Source organism: Saccharomonospora sp. NPDC046836 (assembly GCF_040645195.1).
In the GTDB taxonomy this organism is placed as follows: Bacteria; Actinomycetota; Actinomycetes; order Mycobacteriales; family Pseudonocardiaceae; genus Prauserella_A.
Map to the genome: position 1 here is coordinate 13392 of NZ_JBEYXW010000009.1, position 20446 is coordinate 33837.

The 20446-nt window shown below is 66.2% G+C and carries 18 protein-coding genes and 3 pseudogenes; 8 read left to right on the forward strand and 13 right to left on the reverse strand.

The annotated features are described in order from the left end of the window. Positions 1-60: 60 nt before the first annotated feature. The 3 genes from ABZ863_RS13220 to ABZ863_RS13230 are packed head-to-tail and all read right to left on the reverse strand — an operon-like array spanning position 61 to position 3733. On the reverse strand, positions 61-2265 hold the full coding sequence (locus ABZ863_RS13220; RefSeq protein ID WP_358534795.1) for a xanthine dehydrogenase family protein molybdopterin-binding subunit: 2205 nt from the start codon (positions 2263-2265) through the stop codon (positions 61-63). Continuing rightward, positions 2262-3254 (reverse strand): xanthine dehydrogenase family protein subunit M, encoded by a 993-nt coding sequence (locus ABZ863_RS13225; RefSeq protein WP_358534796.1) that lies wholly within the window; start codon positions 3252-3254, stop codon positions 2262-2264. Before ABZ863_RS13225 ends, ABZ863_RS13220 begins: the two co-directional genes overlap by 4 nt. Further along, the gene (locus tag ABZ863_RS13230) at positions 3251-3733 is read right to left on the reverse strand and encodes a 2Fe-2S iron-sulfur cluster-binding protein (protein ID WP_358534798.1); all 483 of its coding nucleotides are present in this window, start codon (positions 3731-3733) and stop codon (positions 3251-3253) included. The genes ABZ863_RS13225 and ABZ863_RS13230 overlap by 4 nt, the downstream gene beginning before the upstream one ends. A gap of 102 nt (positions 3734-3835) precedes the next feature. Here ABZ863_RS13230 and ABZ863_RS13235 point away from each other — a divergent pair, with 102 nt between their 5' ends. Next, complete coding sequence (locus tag ABZ863_RS13235) at positions 3836-4480, forward strand: TetR family transcriptional regulator (RefSeq protein WP_358534799.1); 645 nt, start codon at positions 3836-3838, stop codon at positions 4478-4480. On the opposite strand, the gene ABZ863_RS13240 is transcribed toward ABZ863_RS13235, so the two are convergent. Next, positions 4477-4776: a hypothetical protein gene (locus ABZ863_RS13240; RefSeq protein WP_358534803.1), complete on the reverse strand. Its 300-nt coding sequence runs from the start codon at positions 4774-4776 to the stop codon at positions 4477-4479. The genes ABZ863_RS13235 and ABZ863_RS13240 overlap by 4 nt on opposite strands. A gap of 213 nt (positions 4777-4989) precedes the next feature. Here ABZ863_RS13240 and ABZ863_RS13245 point away from each other — a divergent pair, with 213 nt between their 5' ends. Both ABZ863_RS13245 and ABZ863_RS13250 read left to right on the forward strand, forming a co-directional pair. Further along, a complete protein-coding gene (locus ABZ863_RS13245; protein ID WP_358534805.1) occupies positions 4990-6450 on the forward strand; it encodes a class II fumarate hydratase in 1461 nt (486 codons plus the stop codon). Positions 6451-6472: 22 nt separating this feature from the next. Further along, positions 6473-7915, forward strand: a complete 1443-nt coding sequence (locus ABZ863_RS13250; protein ID WP_358534807.1) for a cation:dicarboxylase symporter family transporter — start codon at positions 6473-6475, stop codon at positions 7913-7915. Between the two features lie 32 nt (positions 7916-7947). On the opposite strand, the gene ABZ863_RS13255 is transcribed toward ABZ863_RS13250, so the two are convergent. Both ABZ863_RS13255 and ABZ863_RS13260 read right to left on the reverse strand, forming a co-directional pair. Then, complete coding sequence (locus ABZ863_RS13255; protein WP_358534809.1) at positions 7948-8850, reverse strand: LysR family transcriptional regulator; 903 nt, start codon at positions 8848-8850, stop codon at positions 7948-7950. Positions 8851-8949: 99 nt separating this feature from the next. Then, positions 8950-9153: pseudogene (locus ABZ863_RS13260) on the reverse strand (acyl-CoA dehydrogenase family protein); the annotation flags it as partial. Between ABZ863_RS13260 and ABZ863_RS13265 the strand changes: the two are divergent. Then, positions 9122-9253, forward strand: a pseudogene (locus ABZ863_RS13265) (oxidoreductase); the annotation flags it as partial. The pseudogenes ABZ863_RS13260 and ABZ863_RS13265 sit on opposite strands and share 32 nt — an antisense overlap. Before the next feature lie 487 nt (positions 9254-9740). Then, complete coding sequence (locus ABZ863_RS13270; RefSeq protein ID WP_358534811.1) at positions 9741-10208, forward strand: pyridoxamine 5'-phosphate oxidase family protein; 468 nt, start codon at positions 9741-9743, stop codon at positions 10206-10208. A gap of 393 nt (positions 10209-10601) precedes the next feature. Here the strand turns inward: ABZ863_RS13270 and ABZ863_RS13275 are convergent, their stop codons facing one another. The 7 genes from ABZ863_RS13275 to ABZ863_RS13305 all read right to left on the reverse strand — a co-directional run bounded on the left by ABZ863_RS13275 (position 10602) and on the right by ABZ863_RS13305 (position 18691). Beyond that, positions 10602-11654 (reverse strand): hypothetical protein, encoded by a 1053-nt coding sequence (locus ABZ863_RS13275; protein WP_358535057.1) that lies wholly within the window; start codon positions 11652-11654, stop codon positions 10602-10604. A 57-nt stretch (positions 11655-11711) separates the two neighbouring features. After that, a complete protein-coding gene (locus tag ABZ863_RS13280; protein WP_358534813.1) occupies positions 11712-12731 on the reverse strand; it encodes a hypothetical protein in 1020 nt (339 codons plus the stop codon). 46 nt (positions 12732-12777) lie between these two features. Beyond that, on the reverse strand, positions 12778-14223 hold the full coding sequence (locus ABZ863_RS13285) for an amidase (RefSeq protein ID WP_358534815.1): 1446 nt from the start codon (positions 14221-14223) through the stop codon (positions 12778-12780). Between the two features lie 2 nt (positions 14224-14225). Continuing rightward, positions 14226-14645 carry an MFS transporter gene (locus tag ABZ863_RS13290; RefSeq protein ID WP_358534817.1) on the reverse strand — a complete coding sequence of 140 codons (420 nt, stop codon included), beginning with the start codon at positions 14643-14645 and terminating at the stop codon, positions 14226-14228. A 184-nt stretch (positions 14646-14829) separates the two neighbouring features. Then, positions 14830-16776, reverse strand: coding sequence for a hypothetical protein (locus tag ABZ863_RS13295; RefSeq protein WP_358534819.1), 1947 nt, complete (start codon positions 16774-16776; stop codon positions 14830-14832). 50 nt (positions 16777-16826) lie between these two features. After that, complete coding sequence (locus tag ABZ863_RS13300) at positions 16827-17963, reverse strand: 5'-methylthioadenosine/S-adenosylhomocysteine nucleosidase (protein WP_358534821.1); 1137 nt, start codon at positions 17961-17963, stop codon at positions 16827-16829. Beyond that, complete coding sequence (locus tag ABZ863_RS13305; protein WP_358534823.1) at positions 17960-18691, reverse strand: NUDIX domain-containing protein; 732 nt, start codon at positions 18689-18691, stop codon at positions 17960-17962. Before ABZ863_RS13305 ends, ABZ863_RS13300 begins: the two co-directional genes overlap by 4 nt. Before the next feature lie 154 nt (positions 18692-18845). Between ABZ863_RS13305 and ABZ863_RS13310 the strand changes: the two are divergent. From ABZ863_RS13310 to ABZ863_RS13320, 3 genes and pseudogenes are all read left to right on the forward strand, one after another. Next, positions 18846-19145, forward strand: a pseudogene (locus ABZ863_RS13310) (ATP-binding cassette domain-containing protein); the annotation flags it as partial. A gap of 31 nt (positions 19146-19176) precedes the next feature. After that, positions 19177-19575, forward strand: a complete 399-nt coding sequence (locus ABZ863_RS13315) for an ATP-binding cassette domain-containing protein (protein WP_358535058.1) — start codon at positions 19177-19179, stop codon at positions 19573-19575. Then, positions 19572-20399, forward strand: a complete 828-nt coding sequence (locus ABZ863_RS13320) for an ABC transporter permease (protein ID WP_358535060.1) — start codon at positions 19572-19574, stop codon at positions 20397-20399. The genes ABZ863_RS13315 and ABZ863_RS13320 overlap by 4 nt, the downstream gene beginning before the upstream one ends. Positions 20400-20446: the final 47 nt, after the last annotated feature.

A 20446-nucleotide genomic window follows, 5' to 3' on the forward strand; every position in this document is an offset into this window, starting at 1 on the left:
CACAGTATGCGGTCGAGTAGTGACAGAGACCAGGGAATGGAAGGCGAACCGTCGGTGACCTCAGAGCAGCTTGTCGAGGGTGATCGGCAGGTCCCGGACGCGCCTGCCCGTCGCGTGGTGGATCGCGTTCGCGATCGCGCCGGCCACGCCGGTGATGCTCACCTCGCCGATGCCCACCAGGCCGAGCGGCATGGTGGGATCGGGTTCGTCGAGGTAGGTGATATCGATCGGCGGGATGTCCGCGTGCACGGGCACGTGGTACTCGGCCAGGCTCGGGTTCATGATCCGGCCGTTGCGCGGGTCGATCAGGGTCTCCTCGGCCAGCGCCATGCCGATGCCCATCACGATGCCGCCCCGCAGCTGGCTCGCGGCCGTCTTCGCGTTCATCACCCTGCCGACGTCGAAGGACGCCGTCCAGCGCGACACCCTGACCTCTCCGGTGTCGGGATCCACCCTGACCTCGCAGAAGTGCGCTCCCAACGCGGCCTTCATCCAGCGCCGCTGGTCCACCAGGAACTTCGACATGAACTTCAGCTGTCCGGCCACCCTGCCCAGTCGCGTGTCGGAGCCGACGGATACCTCCAGCGACGGCAGGCCCTCGCGGGCCAGCACCGCGGCCGGGCTCTCGTCGGCCGACCGGCCCAGCTTCGTCAGCCTCCGCCTGAGCTTCTCGCACGCGGCCAGCAGGCTGTTGGCCACGCTCGCGGTCTGCATCGACCCGGCGGCGCTCGGCGCCATGGGCAACGTGGAGTCGCCGTACTCGACCCGCACCGATTCCACGGGCACCTCGAGCGCGTCGGCGGCGATCTGCGCCTGCACCGTCGCGCCGCCCATGCCCATCTCCTGCATACCGCAGCGCACGAGCACGGTGCCGTCGACGGAGAGCCGGACGGCGACGTTGGCCACGAACAACAGCGAGGGGTGGAACGCCGTCGCCACGCCCATGCCGACGAGCCAGCGGCCGTCCCGCATCGACCTCGGTTCCGGTGTGCGGTTGGCCCAGCCGAACCGCTCGGCGCCGACGCGGTAGGCCTCGCGTAGGTAGCGACGGGCGAATCGCTTGCCGTCGATGGGGTTGCGCTCGGGTTCGTTGTGCATCCGCAGATCGATGGGGTCCATCCCGAGCTCGTAGGCCAGCTCATCGATCGACGCCTCGAGCGCGAACGTGCCGATGGCCTCGCCCGGTGCGCGCATGGGCGCGTTGGAGACGAGGTCGAGCTCCACCAGGTTCTGTTGCACCAGGATGTTCTCGGCCGCGTACAGGTGCTTCGACTGCGAAGTGACCGCCTCTGGGGACCCGCCTACGCGGCCGAGCCTGCTCACACTTGTGTGGATGAGCGACGTGAGCGTGCCGTCGGCGCGGGCGCCCAGCGCCACCCGCTGCGTCGACGGCGTGCGCCCTCCGACGACGCGGTACACACTCTCCCTGGTCAGCACCATCCGCACCGGCCTGCCGGTGGCGCGCGCCGCCAGCGCCGTGAGGATCGTGCCTGCCCAGATGAAGCCCTTCCCGCCGAACCCGCCGCCGACGAACGGCGCGATCACGCGTACGTCGCTCGCCGGGATGCCGAACCGAGTCGCGAGGTGCGAGCGCAGCCAGTCGATGCTCTGCGTCGCGTCGTGGACGGTCAGCCGGTCGCCGTCCCACAACGCCAGCGTCGCGTGCGGCTCGATGGCGTTGTGGTGCAACGGAGGAGTGGTGAACCGGCTGTCGATCCTGACGGGCGCCTCGGCGAACGCGGCCTCGGCGTCGCCCTTCTTCGCCGAGCCCTGCATGATCAGGTTGTTCTTCTGTGGCGTGGCGTTCGGCTCCGCAGCCGCGAAGTCCACTGTGGATTCGCTTGCCTCGTAGGTGACCCGTACCAGTCCCGCCGCCTCGCGCGCCGCGAGTGGAGACTCCGCGACGACGACGGCGATCGGCTGTCCGTCCCAGTGCACCTCGTCGGTGTTGAGGTAGTTCACCGACGTGCCGGACGCCATCGTGCTCAGGTCCGTCGGCGTCACCTTGCGCGGTGGCTTCAGCGCGGGAGCGTTGTGGTGCGTGAGCACGGTGATGACGCCGGGCACCGCGGCGGCTTCGGCGGTGTCGATCGTGGTGACCCGGCCGCGGCTGATTGTGGCGTGCACCAGCGCCGCGTGGGCGAGGCCTGGATAGGAGTACTCGGCGGCGAACCGGGCCGCGCCGGTGGTCTTGACCGCGCCGTCGACGCGGTCGACCGGCTTGCCGACGGCGGATTCCCGGGTTGCCGGCAGGGTCTGGGTCATACCGCGCTCCTGTCGGTGAGCAGGTCTCGCAGCGTCGCCACGATGGTGCGCCGCGCGAGCTCGATCTTGAAGTCGTTGCCGTTGTGCCCGGTCGCGGCCGCGAGCTCGGCTTCGGCGGCCAGCCGGAAGGACTCCTCCGTCGCCGGTGCACCGAGCAGCACCCGCTCCGCCTCCGTGGCCCGCCACGGCTTGGGAGCGACGCCGCCGAGTGCGAGGCGCACCGCGGTCACCGTGCCGTCGCGGACCTCCAGCGCGGCGGCCACCGAGACCAGCGCAAAGGCGTACGAGGCCCGGTCGCGTACCTTGCGATACCGCGAGTGCGTGGTGACCGGGGCCGGGAGTTCGACGGCCGTCACCAGCTCGTCCGGCGCGAGCGCGGTCTCGACGTGCGGGGTGGAGCCCGGCAGGCGATGGAACTCGGTGAGTGGGATGCGCCGGGTCCCGCGGGTGCTCTCCACCTCGATCTCCGCGTCGAGAGCCGTGAGCGCCACGCACAGGTCCGAGGGGTGGGTGGCGATGCAGTGCTCGCTGACGCCGAGCACGCCGTGGTTGCGCGTGAGGCCGCCGAGCGCTGAGCAGCCTCTGCCGGGCTCGCGCTTGTTGCAGGCCGAGGCGTCGTCGTAGAAGTACAGGCAACGGGTGCGCTGCAGCAGGTTGCCGCCGACGGTGGCCATGTTGCGTAGCTGGGCCGAGGCGCCACCCAGAACCGCCTGGGACACCACCGGGTAGCGCGTGCGGACGAGCGGGTGCGCGGCCAGCGCGCTGTTGCGCACGAGCGCGCCGATCCGGACACCGCCGCCGGGCAGTTCCTCGATCCCGGTCAGTGGCAGCCTGCTGATGTCGACCACCACGTCGGGCCGCTCGATGTTCTCGCGCATCAGGTCGACCAGGTTCGTGCCACCGCCGAGGAACTTCGCGTTCGGCTCGGTGGCGACGGCCCGCAGTGCGGTCTTCACATCGGGCGCACGCAGGTAGGAGAAGGTCCTCATCTCGCGACCTCCCGGATCGCCTCGATGATGCCGTTGTAGGCGCCGCAGCGGCACAGGTTCCCGCTCATGCGCTCGCGGATCTCCGCCGGCGACAGCTCTCCGCCGGAGGCCTGGCCGGTGACCGCACTGGGCATGCCCTCCTTGTGTTCGGCGAGCATCCCGACGGCCGAGCAGATCTGGCCGGGCGTGCAGTAGCCGCACTGGAAGCCGTCGTGCCGCACGAACGCCGCCTGCAGCGGGTGGTCGATCCCCTCGATGGTGGTGATCTCCCTGCCCTCGTACTGAACGGCGAGCGCCAGGCAGGAGTTGATCCGCTCGCCGTCGGCGAGCACCGTGCAGGCGCCGCAGGCGCCCTGGTCGCAGCCCTTCTTGGTGCCGGTGAGGCCGAGGTGCTCGCGCAGCGCGTCGAGCAGGCTGACTTGTGGCTGGATGTCGAGCGGTTCGTCCGCCCCGTTCACGCGCAATCGCACCTCGACCACGTTGATCCCCTTCGTCAGTCCGGTATGGCCAAATTAACAGAACAGTGTTCACCTATCAAGAGGACAGCGTTCTGTTAAATCGGGATCTATACTGATCGGGATATGGCTGAGTCGACGTTCGTGCGGGCCAGGCGTCCGGAACACAAGCAGCAGCGGCGCGACGCCATCCTCGCGGCGGCACGGGACCTCGCCATCGAATCCGGGGTACGCAACGTGAGCCTCGGCAACGTCGCCGCCGCCGTGGGGCTGGCGAAGTCCAACGTCGTTCGCTACTTCGGCACCCGCGAGGAGATCTACCTCGAGCTCGCCGCCGAATGCTGGCGGGAGTGGGCCGACGAGGTCAACCGGCGGCTCGACAACGGCGCCGACGTCATCGACACCCTCGCCGAGACGCTCGCCGAGCGCCAGCTGTTCTGCGACCTGCTCGGCCACACGTCCACCACGCTCGAGCACAACGTCTCGGTCCCCGCCGCCGCCGAGTTCAAGCGCACGGTGCTGAGTGTCCTCGCCGAGGTCGGGGCCGCCGTGGCGGCGGTGCGCACGGACCTGACCGACGCGGAGAGCCGGTACCTGGCCGCGATGGCGTCCGGGGTCGCGAGTGTCCTCTACCCCGCCGCCAACCCGCCGCCCACACTCGTTGAGGTCTACGCGCAGAACCCGGATCTCGCCGCCGCCTGCCTGCCGTTCACTCCCACGCTGAAGCGCGCGCTCGCGGCGGTGGCCGCAGGTTTGCCGACGTTGCGCTAGGCCTTCCGCAGCGAGCGTTCGCCGACAACGGCCAGATCTGCCTGGCGGTGAACCGCGTCTACGCGCATGTCGATATCGCCGCGAGTGCGGCCGCCGACGTGCATCACGGTCTGCCGCTCGATGCGATACCGCTCGATGGCGGCTTCATCGGGGTCCCGAGATGCCGGCAACGCCACAGGTGCCGCGTCCTGACTTCCACGAAGTGCTGCTTCCGCTTGTCCAACAGTCCCACGGACCGTTCCTCCCATGGCGTCCAAGCCCACGTCACCGTTCGGGCTCCAGGTGTCAAGGTTCATTCGCGGATCACGGCCAATTGCGCGCTTTCGATCCCCATCCCCGAAATTGGATGGACGACCATCAGATCCGGATAGCTCCTGCTCAGCCCGACTACCAGCCGCGTCGCAAGCCTGCCGGGAACCCCAGTTCGCCCGCGGTGTGCGTGACCGCCGCCCCGGCGTGATGCAGTCTGCTGCTCCCGGGATGCCGAGCAAGAAAAGGGGACATCGCCAGTGGATGGCAGCGTCGGCGAGGCCACAGAGAAACGAGTGGATCGGCAGGGCGCCAACGGGGGCGTTGAGGTGAACGCGCCCTCCCGCACGGAGCACGACTTCGGCGGCGCGGTCACCGTGCCCGGCGGAGCGCTCTGGGGCGCCCAGACCCAGCGCGCGATTGAAATCTTCACAATCAGCGAGCTGCGGCTGCCCCGCTCCTACTTGCACACCCTCGGAGCGCTGAAACGGGCTGCTGCGCGAACCAACGCCGAGCTGGGTCTGCTGGAACCGGCACTGGCCGACGCGATCGTCGCGGCCGCGAGCGAGGTGGCCGACGGGCAGCTCGACGACCAGTTCCCGGTCGACGTCTTCCAGACCGGCAGCGGGACCAACACCAACATGAACGCCAACGAGGTCATCGCCAACCGGGCGAACCAGCTGGTCGGCTCACCGCTCGGTGCCCGCAGCCCGGTGCATCCCAACGACCATGTCAACCTGGGGCAGTCCTCCAACGACGTCACCCCGACGGTCATCCACGCGGTCGCGCAGACTGCGCTCGTGCACCGGTTGGAGCCGGCGCTGCACCGGCTCGCCCGCGAGCTACGCGAGGTCGCCGCCCGCACCGACACCGTCGTCAAGACCGGGCGCACCCACCTGCAGGACGCCGTCCCGATCCGGCTCGGGCAGGAGTTCCTGGGGCACGCCGGCCAGATCGAGCGGGGTGTGCAGCGGGTCCGCTGCGCGCGCACCGGCCTGGCGGAGGTTGCGCTGGGCGGCACCGCGGTCGGCACCGGGATCAACACCCATCCCCGGTTCGCCGCCGGGGTGCTCACGACCCTGGCGGCCGAACTCGGGATCGAGCTGCGCGAGACCGACAACCACTTCCAGGCGCAGAACGCGATCGACGCCGTGGTCTTCATCTCGGGGGCACTACAGACGGTCGCCGTGAGCCTGCTGAAGATCGCCAATGACATCCGGTGGATGAACAGCGGCCCCCGGGCCGGCCTCGGCGAGATCGAGATCCCGGGCCTGTCGATGGGCTCATCGATCATGCCCGGCAAGACGAATCCGATCGTCGCCGAGGCCGTCTGCCAGGTTGCCGCGAAGGTCATCGGGAACGACGCCACCATCACCGTCGCGGGCGGGCACGGCAACTTCGAGATCACCGTGATGTCCCCGGTCGTCGCCCACTGCCTGCTGGAGTCGATCGAGTTGCTCGCCGGCGCCGCCACCGTGTTCGCCGAGCACTGCGTCTCCGGTATCCGCGCCACCCACGCCGGCCCCGCAGCGGTCGAGCGCGGACTGATGATGGCCACCGCCCTCGCTCCCCGGGTCGGCTACGACCGGGCGGCTGAGATTGCCGCGACCGCACGGGAGAGCGGGCGAACAGTGCGCGAGGTGGCCCGCGAACAGACCGATCTACCCGAAGACGAGCTCACCCGACTGCTCGATCCGCGCCGGATGACCGGCTCCAACTGACCTACCCGAAGGAGTGACGACGATGTCGATCCCCGACGCCCCCCGCGAACCCGTACCGCCCCCACGCCCCGACACACCACAGGCCCCGCGCCGGAAGCCACCGTGGACCCAGCTGTGGTTCTGGGTAGTGCTGGGCCTGGTCGGCGGCGCCGTCGTCGGGCTGGTGGCGCCGGAGTTCGGCAGCCAGATGAAGTTCCTGCCGGACATCTTCATCCAGCTCGTCAAGACTGTGACCGCCCCGGTCATCTTCTGCACGGTGATCGTGGGGATCGCCTCTATCGGCAGTCTCGCCGCGGCCGGCGGGATCGCGACCCGCGCCCTCGGCTACTTCCTGCTCATGACAGTGATCGCCCTCGGGCTCGGGCTGGCTGCGGTCAACCTCGTCCAGCCCGGGGCCGGTTTCCCGGCGATCCCGCCGGACCCCGCGGCCCTCGACACCGCCCGCGCCAGCCTCGCCGACGGACCGGAGGACGGTGGCGTCGTCGACTTCGTCAAAAACGTGCTGCTCCCCGAGAGCTTCTTCGGACCGTTTGTGGGCAACGAGATCCTGCGGGTGCTCGTCCTGACCCTGCTGGTTGCCGTCGCGACCTCAATGCTTGCACCCCCGCTGCGGCGGCGAGTTGTCGGCGGTATCGACCTGATGGGCAAGGTCGTCTTCGGCATCATCCGGTTGATCATGTTCATGGCGCCGCTCGCAGCGTTCGGCGGTATCGCCTACACGGTCGGGGAGCTCGGCGGTGCGAGCCTGGCCAACCTGGTCGCGCTGATGGCGACCTTCTGGGGCAGCTGTCTCGTGTTCGTGGTCGTCGTGCTCGGCGCGGTGTGCGCGCTGTCCGGGTTCAACATCTTCAAGCTGCTGCGGATGATCAAGGACGAGCTCCTCATCGTCGTTGGGACGTCGTCGTCGGAGACCGTGCTGCCCCGGCTGCTCGCCAAACTCGAAGCGGCGGGCGCCTCGCGTTCCACCGTCAGTGTCGTGCTGCCGACCGGGTACTCGTTCAATCTGGACGGGTCGTGCATCTACCTCACGATGGCCGCGATCTTCATCGCCCAGGCTGGAGGTCAGGACCTGCCGTGGGGTGTGCAGATCGCCCTACTCGGGTTGATGCTGCTGACCTCCAAGGGACAGGCCGGGGTCTCCGGGGCCGGGCTCATCACCCTTGCGGCGTCGCTCCAGGCCTTCGGCGGTGAGTTCTACACGACCGAGGCCATCGCCATCGGGATCGCGATCATCGCCGGGATCGACCGGATCATGAGCGAAGGGCGTTCGCTCACCAACGTCATCGGCAACACCGTGGCGACTATGGTTGTCGCCGGCTGGTGCGGGCAGCGTGACGACGAACGCTTCCACGCCGCCCTGAACGACCCGTCCTTGGTCCGGGACGCCATCGAGCAGGAAACGCACCTCGGCGAGGGCTCCCCGACCGAGGTCGCGTCCGCGGCGCCGGTGGCCCCAGCCCGGTGACCCCCGGCGGTGGCGTACTCGTCCTGAGCGCGTCACCGCTGCTGCGTCGTGGCCCACTCGCAAAAGTGGGCCACGACCGATTCCGGTGCCCGCCGCGTCGAGACGAGTAGGCCGATCCGGCGGTAGCTGCGGGGCACCACCGGGATCTCGACCGATCCGGACAGGGGCCCGCCGTGTCGGCCCGGCAGTACAGCGACGCCCACCCCGGTCGTCGCAAGCCCGCGAACGGTCTCGACCTCCTCTGTCTCGAAGCCGTAGCGGGGCCGCACCCCGGCCGCCGCGAAGAGCTCGTCCACCCGGCGCCGCAGAGCAATCCCCCGGGCCAGTCCGACGAACGTCTCGTCGCGGCAGTCGCGGAGCCGGACCGAATCGAGGCATGCGATCCGATGGTCCCGCGGGACGACGACCACGAAGTGCTCCCGGAACAACTCGACTGCCTCGATGCCGGGCTCCGTCGGACGCAGTGCCGACATCGCTACGTCGATCGTCCCGTCGTGCAGCTTCCCTACGAGCTCCTCGTGCGAGGCCTGCACCAAGATCATCCGTGTTCGCGGGCGCGCCGCCCGGTATCCGCGCAGGAGTTCCGGGGCCCTGCTGGTCCCCATGGTGCGCAGAAAACCGAACACGATCTGGCCGCTCTCCGGGTCGGCGGCCTCTCGGGCCCGGGAGACGCCGACGGCCAGCGACGTCTGTACCGCCCCGGCGGCGTCGGCGAGAACCTGACCGGCGTTGGTCAGCTCGATCCGACGGCCGACCCGGCGGGTGAGCTCGACCCCCACAGCCCGGCTCAGCTCAGCCAGCCAGCGGGTCGCCGTCGACTGCGGAACCGCGACCGCGTTCGCCGCTGCACTCAGATGTCCGTGCTCTGCCATCGCACGCAGGAGCGTGAGGCGGCACACCAACTCCGCGGCGACGGTCGCCGCTGGTGAGGTCACCGGGTAAACCTAGCGCAGGCCACGCTGGTCGAAGCCGATGTGGTTGGCAACGGCTCGAGCGCGATGACCGTCCGGCCCGCGTGCGCAGCCCCGGTCTGCTCACGATGCCGAGAGGGCCTGTCTGACCAGGCCTCCACCGACGATGAGCCGCTGGATCTCGCTGGTGCCTTCGTAGAGGCGCAGCAGCCGCACGTCGCGGTATATGCGCTCGACGGGGGTCTCGCGCATGTAGCCGGATCCGCCGTGGATCTGGACGGCGAGGTCGGCGACCCGCACCGCCGCCTCGATGGCGTTCACCGAGGCGCTCACGGCAGCCGGGGAACTCGACCTGGCGAGCCTGCTCGCCGAGTCCACACCGGACACGGCCGTCTACTGCTGCGGTCCCGAACCGCTCCTGCAGGCCGACTGGTCACGAACCCGGTCGAGAAGCGGCACCTGCAAGCCAGGCTTGCCGCCCTTGACTAGCTCTAATGGCGCTCCCAGCCACGGTTGACAGACGACAGCCTCAACAGTCGTACAGGTGCGCGCCTGGCAACTCAAAATACTTCGCCCTCCATGACGAGTCGTGCGGTCGGTTGGCGTCCTTGCTGCGAACGCGGGTTGGAGCGAAGCCCTCCGACGCCTACGCTGTCGGCGCCAGGCCTGCATCTCACACCGATGGAAAGGGAGATTTGTTATGACAGCTCACTTGGTTTGGTTCGAGTTGCCCACCCCGGACACCAACCGTACCCGCGACTTTTACGGATCCTTGTTCGACTGGAAGTTCAGCGACTTTGGCGGCATGGACTATCAGATGGTTAATGACGCTCAGCCCGGAGGCGCAGTGACCGCTGGCGCGGGCAAACACCCAGTTCGACAAGCGCAACCAAACAGTCAGGGAGGTACGTCACATGACGAATCAAATTGAGCCCGTTGCGCGCACCCTTGCCGAGCGCCGTTCCGCAGCGCAGGAGCGCGTGCAGGCCAGCAGACAGTTCTGGCTCGCATCGGGCAGCAGTCAGGGGCCACATCTCATCCCGGTCGCATACGTCTGGGACTCGGGCGAATTCGTCACGGCCACCTTCGAGAGAAGCCACACCGTCAGCAACCTCAAGCGAACAAGCCACGCCCGAATCGCGCTCGGTGACACGATGGACGTTGTGATGGTCGACGCTCGCGCCCGGTTCGTCCCGGTTCCCGCGATCGATCCGAACCTCGCTGATCGATACGCCGAGGTCTCCCATGATCCACGCAGTATGCCCGGGTTCGTCTATATCCGCCTAACGCCAGAACGGATCCAGGTGTGGAACGGATTCCACGAATTCTCCGGACGAACAGTCATGCAGAATTCTCAGTGGCTAACCGCTCCCGTCGACTAGGCCGAGAATCATTTGCGGATCGGGCCACGGATATGTCTGCGCTCCAGAAGCTGTCCGCCCTCTGCGACCCAACATGGCGGACCACCGGAGATTGCAGCACGCCGCCCCCGGGGGGTTAGCACAGAGGCGCATTGACCTCGACCAGCTGTGCAGACAGGTCTCACAGGCTGGAAGAACAGCAACCAGCCAGCTGCGGGATCAACGTTGAGTCAGTCCGGCTCCGACATCCCGGTCCCAGCAGGAGCGGGTTCGACGACCCGGGTGGGGCCGTTCGCTGCGATTCGCCGGGATTACCGTGCCGGCCTGTCGAAACGGCCGATCGAGCGGAAGCATCGTGTTGGTTGGCGCACCGTGCCGGCAGCGCTCGAGTCGGCACGGCCGACCGCGCGAGCCTTATCCGAAGCGGGTGTCGAAGCTGGACCCGTTCAAACCAACGATCGACGTCGGAGGTGCCATTGCTGGGTGGTTGCGGTCGTCTCCGGTCAGGTAGCGCGCCGGATTGACCACCACGATGTGGTCGAACTGCTCCCGGCTCAATCCTGATTCAAGCAGGCGGTCCCGGAAGCCGCCCATGATGAATCCGAATCCGTTTCCGCCGTGGGCGGTGAGCTGCGATGTGAGGCAGACGTCGTGGGAGAGCAGAATTCGATCGATGTGGCCTGCGCGGACGAGGTCGCCGATGGTTTTCACTCGCGACGACACTTCGGTGAATGCCGAGGTGTTGACGGTGTCGATACCGATGTACACACCCTGGTCGGCAACGCGGTGCGCATACGACGGCTCCGGGACGGTATCGGCGTGTCCGGCAGCGATACGGTCTGGTGGCACCCCTTCTTCGCGGAGAAGTGCCACCTGCTCCAACCCCACCGGCCACCGCGCGGCGTGGGTGTAGATCGGCACGCCAGTGCGAAGTTGTGCGCGCGCTGCCGCCCGGAACACCCTTTCCTCGTGAGCGGAGATGAACCACTTGTCGGCGCCGATCTCACCGATCAGGCCTGCCCGAACGGAGGTTCCCGGTAACCCTTCTTCGATGTCGCGGACCATCTCCTCGGCGAGGCCGACGATTCCGATACGGTCGATCAGATCGTGCGGGAGGAATGAATCTCGGTAGCGCCCGGCGCCGAGAATGACGTTCACCCCGGTCGCTTTCGACACCTCCTGGATCGCGACGACATTCGACGGGTCTCTGGTCTGGCCCGCCGAGGTTGCGGTGAATCCCGGATCGCTGCCTGGGGTCGAGCCCGGGGTCAGCTCCGCCGTCGTCAGGTCGAAGATCGTGCGGCCGCCCTGTTCTGCGAATACGCGCAATTCGTCGGCCATCAGGCTCGTGTCGTTGAGCAGCCCGTCGCCGCGGCGTTCCCGCATCAGGTTGATGAAGAGATGCTCGTGGCTCAGAGTCGGGCCCAACTCGCAGGCCGGGACTGGTCCCAGCGCGGACTGCACCACCGTCAAGGCCGGTTCCTTTCCGTCGGTTCCGTGTTGTCGCGCGTTCGCCTCCTTCGGCTACGCCCGGTCCAGAAGGCGGGCAGGTGTCCGCTCGGTGATCTGTTTGATGTCGGTCTCCCGGATGCCGCGTGCCCGCATCAGCGGTATCACGCGTCGGAGGATGTGCTCGTATCCTTCCCCGCCGTACGGTTTGAGCTGGGTCTTGCGGCACACGTCTTCGGCGATGGCTATTTGATCGCCGTAGCCCCGGTCGACGAGCTCACGGATGTAGTGGACGCGGTGCCCGTCGTTGGGGAGGTCGACAGCCGGGTTCTGCGGGTAGTAGCTCGTTTCGGTTCCGAACAGATCGAACTCGAGTACGCATCCGGTGTCGGCCACGGCGAGCATGGAGTCGAGGTCGAACAGCGTCCGATCGATGTGGCTCATCACCACCCGCTCGATGTCGCCGCCCGCGGCGGCAACTGTGCCGAGATGTTGCAGCGGGGCCTCGGGCGATCGTCCCGGATGTATCAACAATGCCGCACCGGTGACGCGTTGAGCCCTGGCGGCAGCCCGGAGCACTTTCTCCTCGTCGGGATGGGTCGGCGAGGAGATGCCGATCTCGCCGATGATGCCGGCACGAACCGCGGTCCCGCCGACATCGACACCGTCGACGAGATCGGCGACGATGCCCTTCATGATGTCTTCCTCGGTGTCATGGGGAACAGAGTCGGGGTGGAACGGCTGGGTGTAGTAACCGCAGCCCATGATGATGTTGACGCGGGATCGCTGCGCGATTCGCAGGAGGGTCTCGGGGCTGCGGCCCAGGCCGTGCGGGGTGGCGTCCACGATGGATCCACCACCGGCCCGGTGGTAGTCCTCGAGCGCATCCGCGACGGCCTCCACGTCGTCGAGGACCATGTCTTCGGCGTTGTCGCGGTCGACCCGGCTCCGGTAGTAGTTCGCCAGGTCGATCGGGTACCCCTGTCGCTGTTCTGGACGGAGGTAACCCCGCAGATCGCAGAACAGGTGTTCGTGCGGCTGGGTGTGGCCCAGCCGGGTGGCGTCGATGCTGCCGAGGACGGTGGTGACAGGCATGTGTACTGGTGTATCCCTCGTGTTCGGATGTCCGGGTAGTTGGCCGTTACGGTCTGGCGGCTTGAGCGTGGCGCGTCGGCTCGGGTGGGCGCCGGGTGACCCACTGGGTCTGCTGCTCGTAGAGGCGGCCGGTCGCCAGGACGGACAGATCCTGGCGGAGTGGGCCGATCAGCTGGATCCCTGCGGGAAGGCCGCGATCGTCGAAACCCGCGGGCAGCGCGAGCACGGGGCAGCCGGTGAGCGACCACGGAGCGACCGTCTCCATCCACCGGTGATAGGTGTCCATGGTTCGTCCCCCGACCTCCCGAGGCCAGTGCTGCCCGGCGTCGAAAGGGAACACCTGCGTCGTCGGGGCAGCGACGAAGTCGTGTCGTTCGAACAGCTGCGCCACCGTCTGATGCCAGCGGGTGCGGACCTTGTTGGCCCGACTGATCTCGCGAGCGCTCAACCTCAGGCCGTTCTCGATCTCCCACAAGGCTTCCGGCTTGAGCTGTGCACGGGTCTTCGGGTCGTCGTACAGTTCGGCGAAGTCCACCGAATGCCACCATCTCCACACGAGGAAGGCGTCCCAGAGTTCGTCGAAGTCGAAATCCGGGACGACGTGTTCGACAGTGGCTCCGAGATCTTCGAACGCCCGGAGCGAGGATTCGGACAACTCAAGGAGACCGCCCTCGAACGCGAGGTGCCCGCCCAGGTCACCCATCCACGCCAACCGTGTCCCGGTCAGGTCATCTGCTGGTTCGGACCGCTGGTCCGACCGATCTCGCCCGCATGCGAGCGGCATGCCGGGATCAGAGTTGGCCATCACCTCGTCGAAGAGGCGTGCGACATCGGTGACGGTGCGGCCCATCGGCCCTATGGTGGACAGCTGGGCGACGTAACCTGGCTTCGGAATACGTCCGAGGCTCGGGCGGAACCCGACGGTGTTGGTGAAAGCCGCGGGGTTTCTCAGCGATCCCATGTAATCGCTGCCGTCAGCGACCGGCACCATACGAGCTGCCAGGGCAGCAGCGGCGCCTCCGCTGCTGCCACCGACAGTTCGTGTGGTGTCGTACGGATTGACAGTAGTGCCCCAGACCGGATTGTAGGTCTGCGAACCGAAACCCAGCTCGGGCGTGTTGGTCTTGCCGATGATCACCGCTCCGGCATTCCTCAGACGTCGTACGAACGCATCATCGACGCGTCCGATCCGTTCCCGGTGGATCGGAGAGCCTGCGGTGAAGGGAATTCCCGCGACCTCGGTGAGATCCTTGACCGCGTGGGGGAATCCGTGCATCCACGACCGCCGGTGCCCCGCACCCAGTTCCCGGTCCCGCTCGTCCGCCTGTCGCAACAGGACCTCACGAGGTTGCACGGCGACGAGGGCGTTGATCGTCGGGTTGACGGCCTCGATGTGATCGAGGTACGCCGTCATGACCTCACGGCACGAGACGTGACCCTGCGCGATCGCCTCACTGAGTTCCAATGCTTCCAAGCAAACGATGTCATGCATGATCAGGGCCGCTCGCTCGCCAGGTCGGTTTTGTTGGTCTCTTTGACGATCACGACCGCGAGAACAGTGAGCGCGAGCATTGTGGACATGAAGAGGGAAAGGTACAGGGTGTGCGGCGGACCGCCGGCCGCTTCCAATAGGACACCACCGATCATCGGGCCGAACCCACCTGCGATGGAGGCGATCTGGTATCCGATCGATGCGCCCGTGTAGCGGGTGCGTGGACCGAACAGTTCTGCCATGAAGGCGCCCATCGGACCGTACATCATGCCGTGGACTCCCATCGAGATCGCGAAGCCCAGGATCAGCAGTCCCGAGGACTGAGCATTGACCAGGGTGAAGAGCAGGAATGAGTTGGCCGCGAGGAGCACGGCGCCCGCCAGGTACACCGGGCGCCGGCCGAGGCCGTTGATCGTCAACATGGCGGAAAGTGCAGGTAGGAGGACTACTTGAGTGCGTGGTCGCTGTCCCTACCTCTATGGAAGTACGCGCCGAAGTTCCGGTTGATCAGATCGGGCCATCTGCTTTGTCCGCACCCGACAAGGCGCCGATGATTCGCTTCCCGCTCTGCAGGACCCGTTCGGTCCGCCTGTGGCTCTAGCGGCATCAGTGCTCGTCAGGTTCTGGACGATCAAGTTCTTCGGCGAGACCCCTGACCGGCTTGGTGAGGTACGGGTCGCGCTCGATCCACCGCTTTCCTTCCGCGGCGATGCCTTCCAGGATGTGCAGTGTGTGCATGAATCCAGTGACTTCGAGGTTCATTTTTGCGACCACATCCCGACTCTCGTCTGGAGCGATCTGGTCGCCGGTGGCGTCGATGACGTGGATGCACCGGGGTTCACCGTTCATGAGGGTCAGTTCGAGTTCGCAACTGAGGTCGGTTGGTGTCGCGACGTAGACCGAGGAGACGGCGTCGAAGCGGAAGTTGTTGCGTTCGATATCGGTGAGGGCCATGTGCTCGAAGTCGATCGAGGTGCCCAGCTCTCGTACGCCATCAAGGGTGATGAGGAAGAGTCGGATGTCGTACTTCGCGTAACGTCGTGGGCCACCGTGGACTCGCGCGTGCTTGCTGCCTTTGCCCGGTGTCTGCAGGAGAGCATGAGTGAGTACGTCACGCCAAGCCAGGCGGTAATGGCGCAGTGCCTGCTCTACGACGAGCGTCTTGTCGGCAATCAGCCAGGTCTCCATTTCGGTCTCCGATGGTCGGATCACGTCCAGTTTGTCCGTCCAGCGTCGGTATTCGTCCTGGCGTGCCTTCTGTGTCCGCTCGTGTTCGAGCCAGTCCTCCGCTACCCGCAAACGTTCGCCGATGATGTCCGACCAGCTGCGGATCGCGTACCAGGCTCCGAGAAGTACGACGAGAGTCGCGGCCATGGTCGCCACGGGTTCGATTTCGAACGCCGCCGACACTACGCAGAGGGCGAGTCCGAAAAAGGCCATTGTGGACAGTGTGCAGACGATCTTCGTGGATACGGCGACTTGGTACCGCTCGCGGTGCTCGAACAGTTCACCCTTGTACCACTTGTCGCGCACGTCTCGCGCGAGGAAGCGGACAAGCCACTTGACCCGCCCGGAGGAGATCCGGCTTTCGCGGTAGAGATCGACGATCTCGTTGCGTAACCACGATCGGATACCAGCAGCCGTCCTCATCCACTGGGCGGGGTCCATGCCCGTGGGTGGATACCGGTTGAAGTAGTACTCGAATTGCCGGGTCACACTAGCGGCGAAGCCTTTGCCAGTGGTTTCCGTTTTCCTGCCCGGCCCCCAGTATCGTAATTCGTGGTCGGTGAAGCGCTTGTCGAGGATGCGCCACCAGACTCCGCTCCGTATCGCGTAGCCAGCTGCGACGATGGCGATCAGATACGCCACCATCGGCAGCGGTCGCGCTGTCAGGATGGCCACTTTGGCGAGGTATCCGGCGCCAAGGGCGGCCGTCACCGTGGCAAATCCGGCCCGGACGCGATCGTGTGTGGTGGTCGCATTGGGTATCGGCCGTCGGGTTCGAGGGCCGACAGGAGATGGCTCGAAGTAGGCCCAGACGCGCTTGTGCCGATCGTGGCTTGTGCGTGTTTCGTTCGCGTGCTGGCGAATATCCGCCCAGAACCGGTCTTTCAGGCCGCCGGTGAGTACTAGGTCGAGGTGGTGGATCACCTGCCCGCGTTGCGCTGCCGGCAAGCCGGCCAGCTGCGCGAGCGCGTGCTCGGGATCCTTATCGGTGCCACTGAGGTAGTCGAGCAGGTCGTGCACCGCCGAGAGCGAGCGCGCCCACTCGTCGCTTTGGTGGTCGTCGCGCCGGGCTACTTCGGTTGCCAGGCGCTTCCGTTCGTCCGGGGTGAGATCACGATAAGAGCGCCTACTGAGCATTGCGAGCACCCAGTGGAACCTGACTTCGGCGGTGTCGTACCCATGGGCTCGTGCTTCGTCGATGAATTTGAGAGCGCGGGCTGGAACGCCGTCCCGCAGGTACGCGATACCGACCTTGTACTTTTCCTCAGGCGGAGAGTCAGGCAGAACTTGATAGACCGTCGAGTTATGGATTTCCCCGGCTTGCATACCGACTGTCGAGCCAGCTTCAGCCGTGTATGTGGACTGATTCGGTGGAATCACAAGAGTCCGTTCGCCGCCACCACGAGCGCGGCGAGCTTCGCTGCGGGACCGACAAGTTCCGTGATAAGCCCGCCGAGCCGCTTGAGTGCCAGTACGAACGTCTTTCGTCCCCCCGGGGTATCGGACGCGAGTGCCTTGTCCGCGATGTCGAGTTGTTCATGGGCGGCTTCGTAGGTGTCGTTGTCGAGCTGCCCGCGTGAATGTTCCCGTTCCAGATCGCGACGCAGGCTCGACAACTCGGTGGCGAAGTCCGGAGTGTCCCTGGAACGCGACGAGATGTTCTGCACAACGGTGCTGCCGGAGATGGTCCCAGCCTGCATCCCGATCGTCCCGGTCCCGTGGATGTGGACGGTGTTCGGACCGCCTGAGGTACTCGCCTTAGGCACGACGACTTGTTCCCTTTCCTTGAGCAGCTCGGTGGCAAGGTGTGTCGCGAACGCCGCGGCATTCGCGGCGGCCTGCGGTTGCCAGTTCCGGTCCGCGGCGGAGTTCTTCGTTCCGTCGGCCTTGTCGCTGATGCCGCGCACGATCGCGACGTCGGCGCCGTTGAGATGTCCGGCTTGCGCGACGCCTGCGGCCTCCATCTCGATCGCCAATGCGTCGTTGAAATGGCCGCGAATCCATCGTGCCTCGGCGGAAATGGTCGAGTTCTGCACGATCTCACCGGCGGCGACAAGACCGAAGTGGATGCTTGTCCCCGGTGGGACGTCCCGCTTCCAGTCGTCGATGCGTGCGACATGCTGCGCGATCTGGTTCACCTCGTGGGCGGTTTCCCATGTCCTTGGACGCGCTTTGAGACCGTCGTCCTCGCTGGTGCCGCCGTGGTAGGCGTAGACATGCGTCGCGAAGACCACGTCGCCGAGTGGGGTGTCCCATAACGCTCCGGCGACGCCCACGAACATCAGTGCGACTGGGGAGAAATGCGAGATAGCACGTTCGGCCAGTACCGCGGCCGAGTGGTTCCCCTTGCCGGTGAGGCCCAGAGCGACGCGGCACGAAGTACCGCGCACAGTACCGATCTCGAAGCGAGTCCCGCGCTCGTGCCGGACCGGTCCCAGATTGCTGAGCCGGCGGCGGACCGCTTCGTACTCGGTGTTCAAGGCGGTCAACATCACCACCAGATCGTCCGTCATGCGTTCTCCTCACGTGTCGTCGCAGCGGCAGGTCGTACCAGCGGCGGGTGAATCGTCGTGCGGTCACCGGCCTTGAACAGCCGGGCCGGACGGCCTTTACCGGCGCGGCGTTCGGTACCGGCGGGCACGATGAAACCCGTGGCGGCCTGGACCTTCCGGTAGAAGTTCCGCAGATCGAGCCGGAGCCCCCACACCGCCTCGTAGACCTGCTGCAGTTCATTGATGGTGAAGGTTTCCCGGCAGAACGCCGTGGCGAGCGCGGAGCGTTCAAGTTTCAAACGCGCTCGCTCCAGCCCATCGCTGAAGATTTCGTGGTGATCGAACGCGAGCTGGATCTGCCCGTCCAGGATGTCTGGCACCGGCGTCCAGGTCGCGCGAGCGGCGTCGGTACCTGCCAGAGGTTCCGGAAGACCGGGGGCTATGGCCAGGTACGCGACCGAGATCACGCGTCCTCGTGGATCCCGGTCCGGTGCCCCGTAGGCGCCCAGTTGCTCCAGATGCAGGCGTGAGGCATCGAGATTCGCCTCTTCCTTCAGCTCGCGATGAGCAGCAGAGAGTACGTCTTCTTTGTCGTTGTTCAAAAAGCCACCTGGCAACGCCCATAAACCTTGGAACGGCTCGATGCCCCGTTCGATGAGCAGTACATGGAGTGCCGAGACGCGCAAGGTGAAGATCACGAGGTCAACGGCCAGTAGTACCGGCGGAGGGGTCCAGTCGTCATCCGACATGTCTCTGATCATATTTACTGTCAGACAGACAGTAAATATGACGTTCGGGTGATTCAGCGATTGCAGAGCGTGCGAACCGTGCTGGCCGACCAGTTCAGATGTCACACCGGTACTCAAGATCAATGATGTCAAGTTCGGCTACGGCGAGAAGACGGTGATCGACGGCGTCAGCTTCGAAGCAGAGGAAGGTGATTTCGTATCGCTGATAGGTCCCTCGGGCTGCGGCAAAAGCACCTTGCTCGCCATGATGGACGGCACCCTGTCGCCGGACTCCGGCTCGATTCTGGTCGAGGGAGAGGTTCCTCGGCTCGGTGAGGGCTCGCGGGCCACCGTGTTCCAGAGCTTCGCGCTGATGCCGTGGAAGACGGTGCTAGACAACGTCCTGCTCGGGCTTCGCTACAAACGCACCGACCTCAGCCGGAAGGAACGCACCGACCTGGCGATGGAGTATCTGGCCATGGTCGGGCTTCGCCTCCTCGGCGAAGTTGTACCCGCGCCACCTGTCCGGCGGCATGCAACAGCGAGTGGGGCTCGCCAGGGCTTTCGCAGTGCAACCACGGCTTCTCCTCATGGACGAGCCGTTCGGCGCTCTCGACGCCCAGAGCGCCGAGATCCTCAGAGAGGAGGTTCGCTCGCTCGTCGAACGCGAACGCCGAACGGTCGTTTTCGTGACGCCCAACCTGGACGAAGCGCTACAACTCTCTTCGCGCATTCTGCTCATGAGCGCCGGCCCGAGCACCATTCGCGACGACGTGCTGGTGGAGCTGCCGTCGTCGGAGTCGACCGAGTACTCGATCCGCTACGACGAGTACCGAACCAACCTCTGGTCGCACCTGCGGGACGAAGTGAACGTGACGAGAGCTGGCGAAGGGGCCGAGTTATGACAACCACACAGGACCATCCGCGAAGCGCCACCGACGGCCGCACTGTACGGACACCTGGCTGGTGGAGTCGTCATCGAAGCCTGTGGCTGCCGGTACTGACCGTCGTCGTCATCCTGCTGATCTGGGAGAGTCTCGGCCACGCCGGCGCCTGGAATCCGCTCTTCTTCGCCTCGCCATTGGAGATCTGGGATGGCTTCCTGTCGCTGACTCAGGGGCCGCTCTGGTCCGACCTCGCGGTGAGCGGCTCGGAGTTCGCGGTCGGAATGTTCATCGCCCTCGGCCTGGGTGTCCCGATCGGACTCGCGCTGGGGTCCAACAAGACGCTGTACCAAGCGTTCGACCCCATCATCAACGCCCTGTACTCGACGCCCATCCTGGTACTGACCCCGCTGCTCGTCGTGTGGTTCGGCCTTGGGATGGGATCGAAAGTGGCCAACGTCGCCATCCTGGCGATCTTTCCGGTCATCATCAACATGATCGAGGGCGTTCGCACCACGGATCCGGCTCTCATCAGGGCGGCACGATCGTTCGGGGCCAAAGGGCTCACCGTGTACAAGGACGTGACGTTTCCCGCGGTCATCCCGTTCTTCATCACCGCGGTCCGCCTCGCTATCGGCAAGGGCATGATCGCCGTCGTCGTCGGCGAGTACATCGCCGCAACGCGAGGAATCGGCTATCGGATCCGTGCCGATGCCGAAGCCTTCAACACCGGGCGCTATCTCGCCGGTGTGATGATCATGGTGATCATCTCGGTGCTCATCATGAGCGCGATCAAGGCAGCCGAGAAACGGCTCACGCCGTGGCGGACAACCGTCACCGACTGAGTCCGGGGCCGGGGTGCGAACCCCGGCCCCATGCCGTCACGACAGCA

What these genes read in the sequence shown, in the direction of transcription:
- ABZ863_RS13320 (WP_358535060.1), top strand. Translation starts at nt 19,572, where the DNA reads ATGACAACCACACAGGACCATCCGCGAAGCGCCACCGACGGCCGCACT.
- ABZ863_RS13280 (WP_358534813.1), bottom strand. Translation starts at nt 12,731, where the DNA reads ATGCCTGTCACCACCGTCCTCGGCAGCATCGACGCCACCCGGCTGGGC.
- ABZ863_RS13295 (WP_358534819.1), bottom strand. Translation starts at nt 16,776, where the DNA reads ATGCAAGCCGGGGAAATCCATAACTCGACGGTCTATCAAGTTCTGCCT.
- ABZ863_RS13220 (WP_358534795.1), bottom strand. Translation starts at nt 2,265, where the DNA reads ATGACCCAGACCCTGCCGGCAACCCGGGAATCCGCCGTCGGCAAGCCG.
- ABZ863_RS13290 (WP_358534817.1), bottom strand. Translation starts at nt 14,645, where the DNA reads ATGTTGACGATCAACGGCCTCGGCCGGCGCCCGGTGTACCTGGCGGGC.
- ABZ863_RS13240 (WP_358534803.1), bottom strand. Translation starts at nt 4,776, where the DNA reads ATGAACCTTGACACCTGGAGCCCGAACGGTGACGTGGGCTTGGACGCC.
- ABZ863_RS13305 (WP_358534823.1), bottom strand. Translation starts at nt 18,691, where the DNA reads ATGTCGGATGACGACTGGACCCCTCCGCCGGTACTACTGGCCGTTGAC.
- ABZ863_RS13285 (WP_358534815.1), bottom strand. Translation starts at nt 14,223, where the DNA reads ATGCATGACATCGTTTGCTTGGAAGCATTGGAACTCAGTGAGGCGATC.
- ABZ863_RS13270 (WP_358534811.1), top strand. Translation starts at nt 9,741, where the DNA reads ATGACGAATCAAATTGAGCCCGTTGCGCGCACCCTTGCCGAGCGCCGT.
- ABZ863_RS13300 (WP_358534821.1), bottom strand. Translation starts at nt 17,963, where the DNA reads ATGACGGACGATCTGGTGGTGATGTTGACCGCCTTGAACACCGAGTAC.
- ABZ863_RS13250 (WP_358534807.1), top strand. Translation starts at nt 6,473, where the DNA reads ATGTCGATCCCCGACGCCCCCCGCGAACCCGTACCGCCCCCACGCCCC.
- ABZ863_RS13235 (WP_358534799.1), top strand. Translation starts at nt 3,836, where the DNA reads ATGGCTGAGTCGACGTTCGTGCGGGCCAGGCGTCCGGAACACAAGCAG.
- ABZ863_RS13225 (WP_358534796.1), bottom strand. Translation starts at nt 3,254, where the DNA reads ATGAGGACCTTCTCCTACCTGCGTGCGCCCGATGTGAAGACCGCACTG.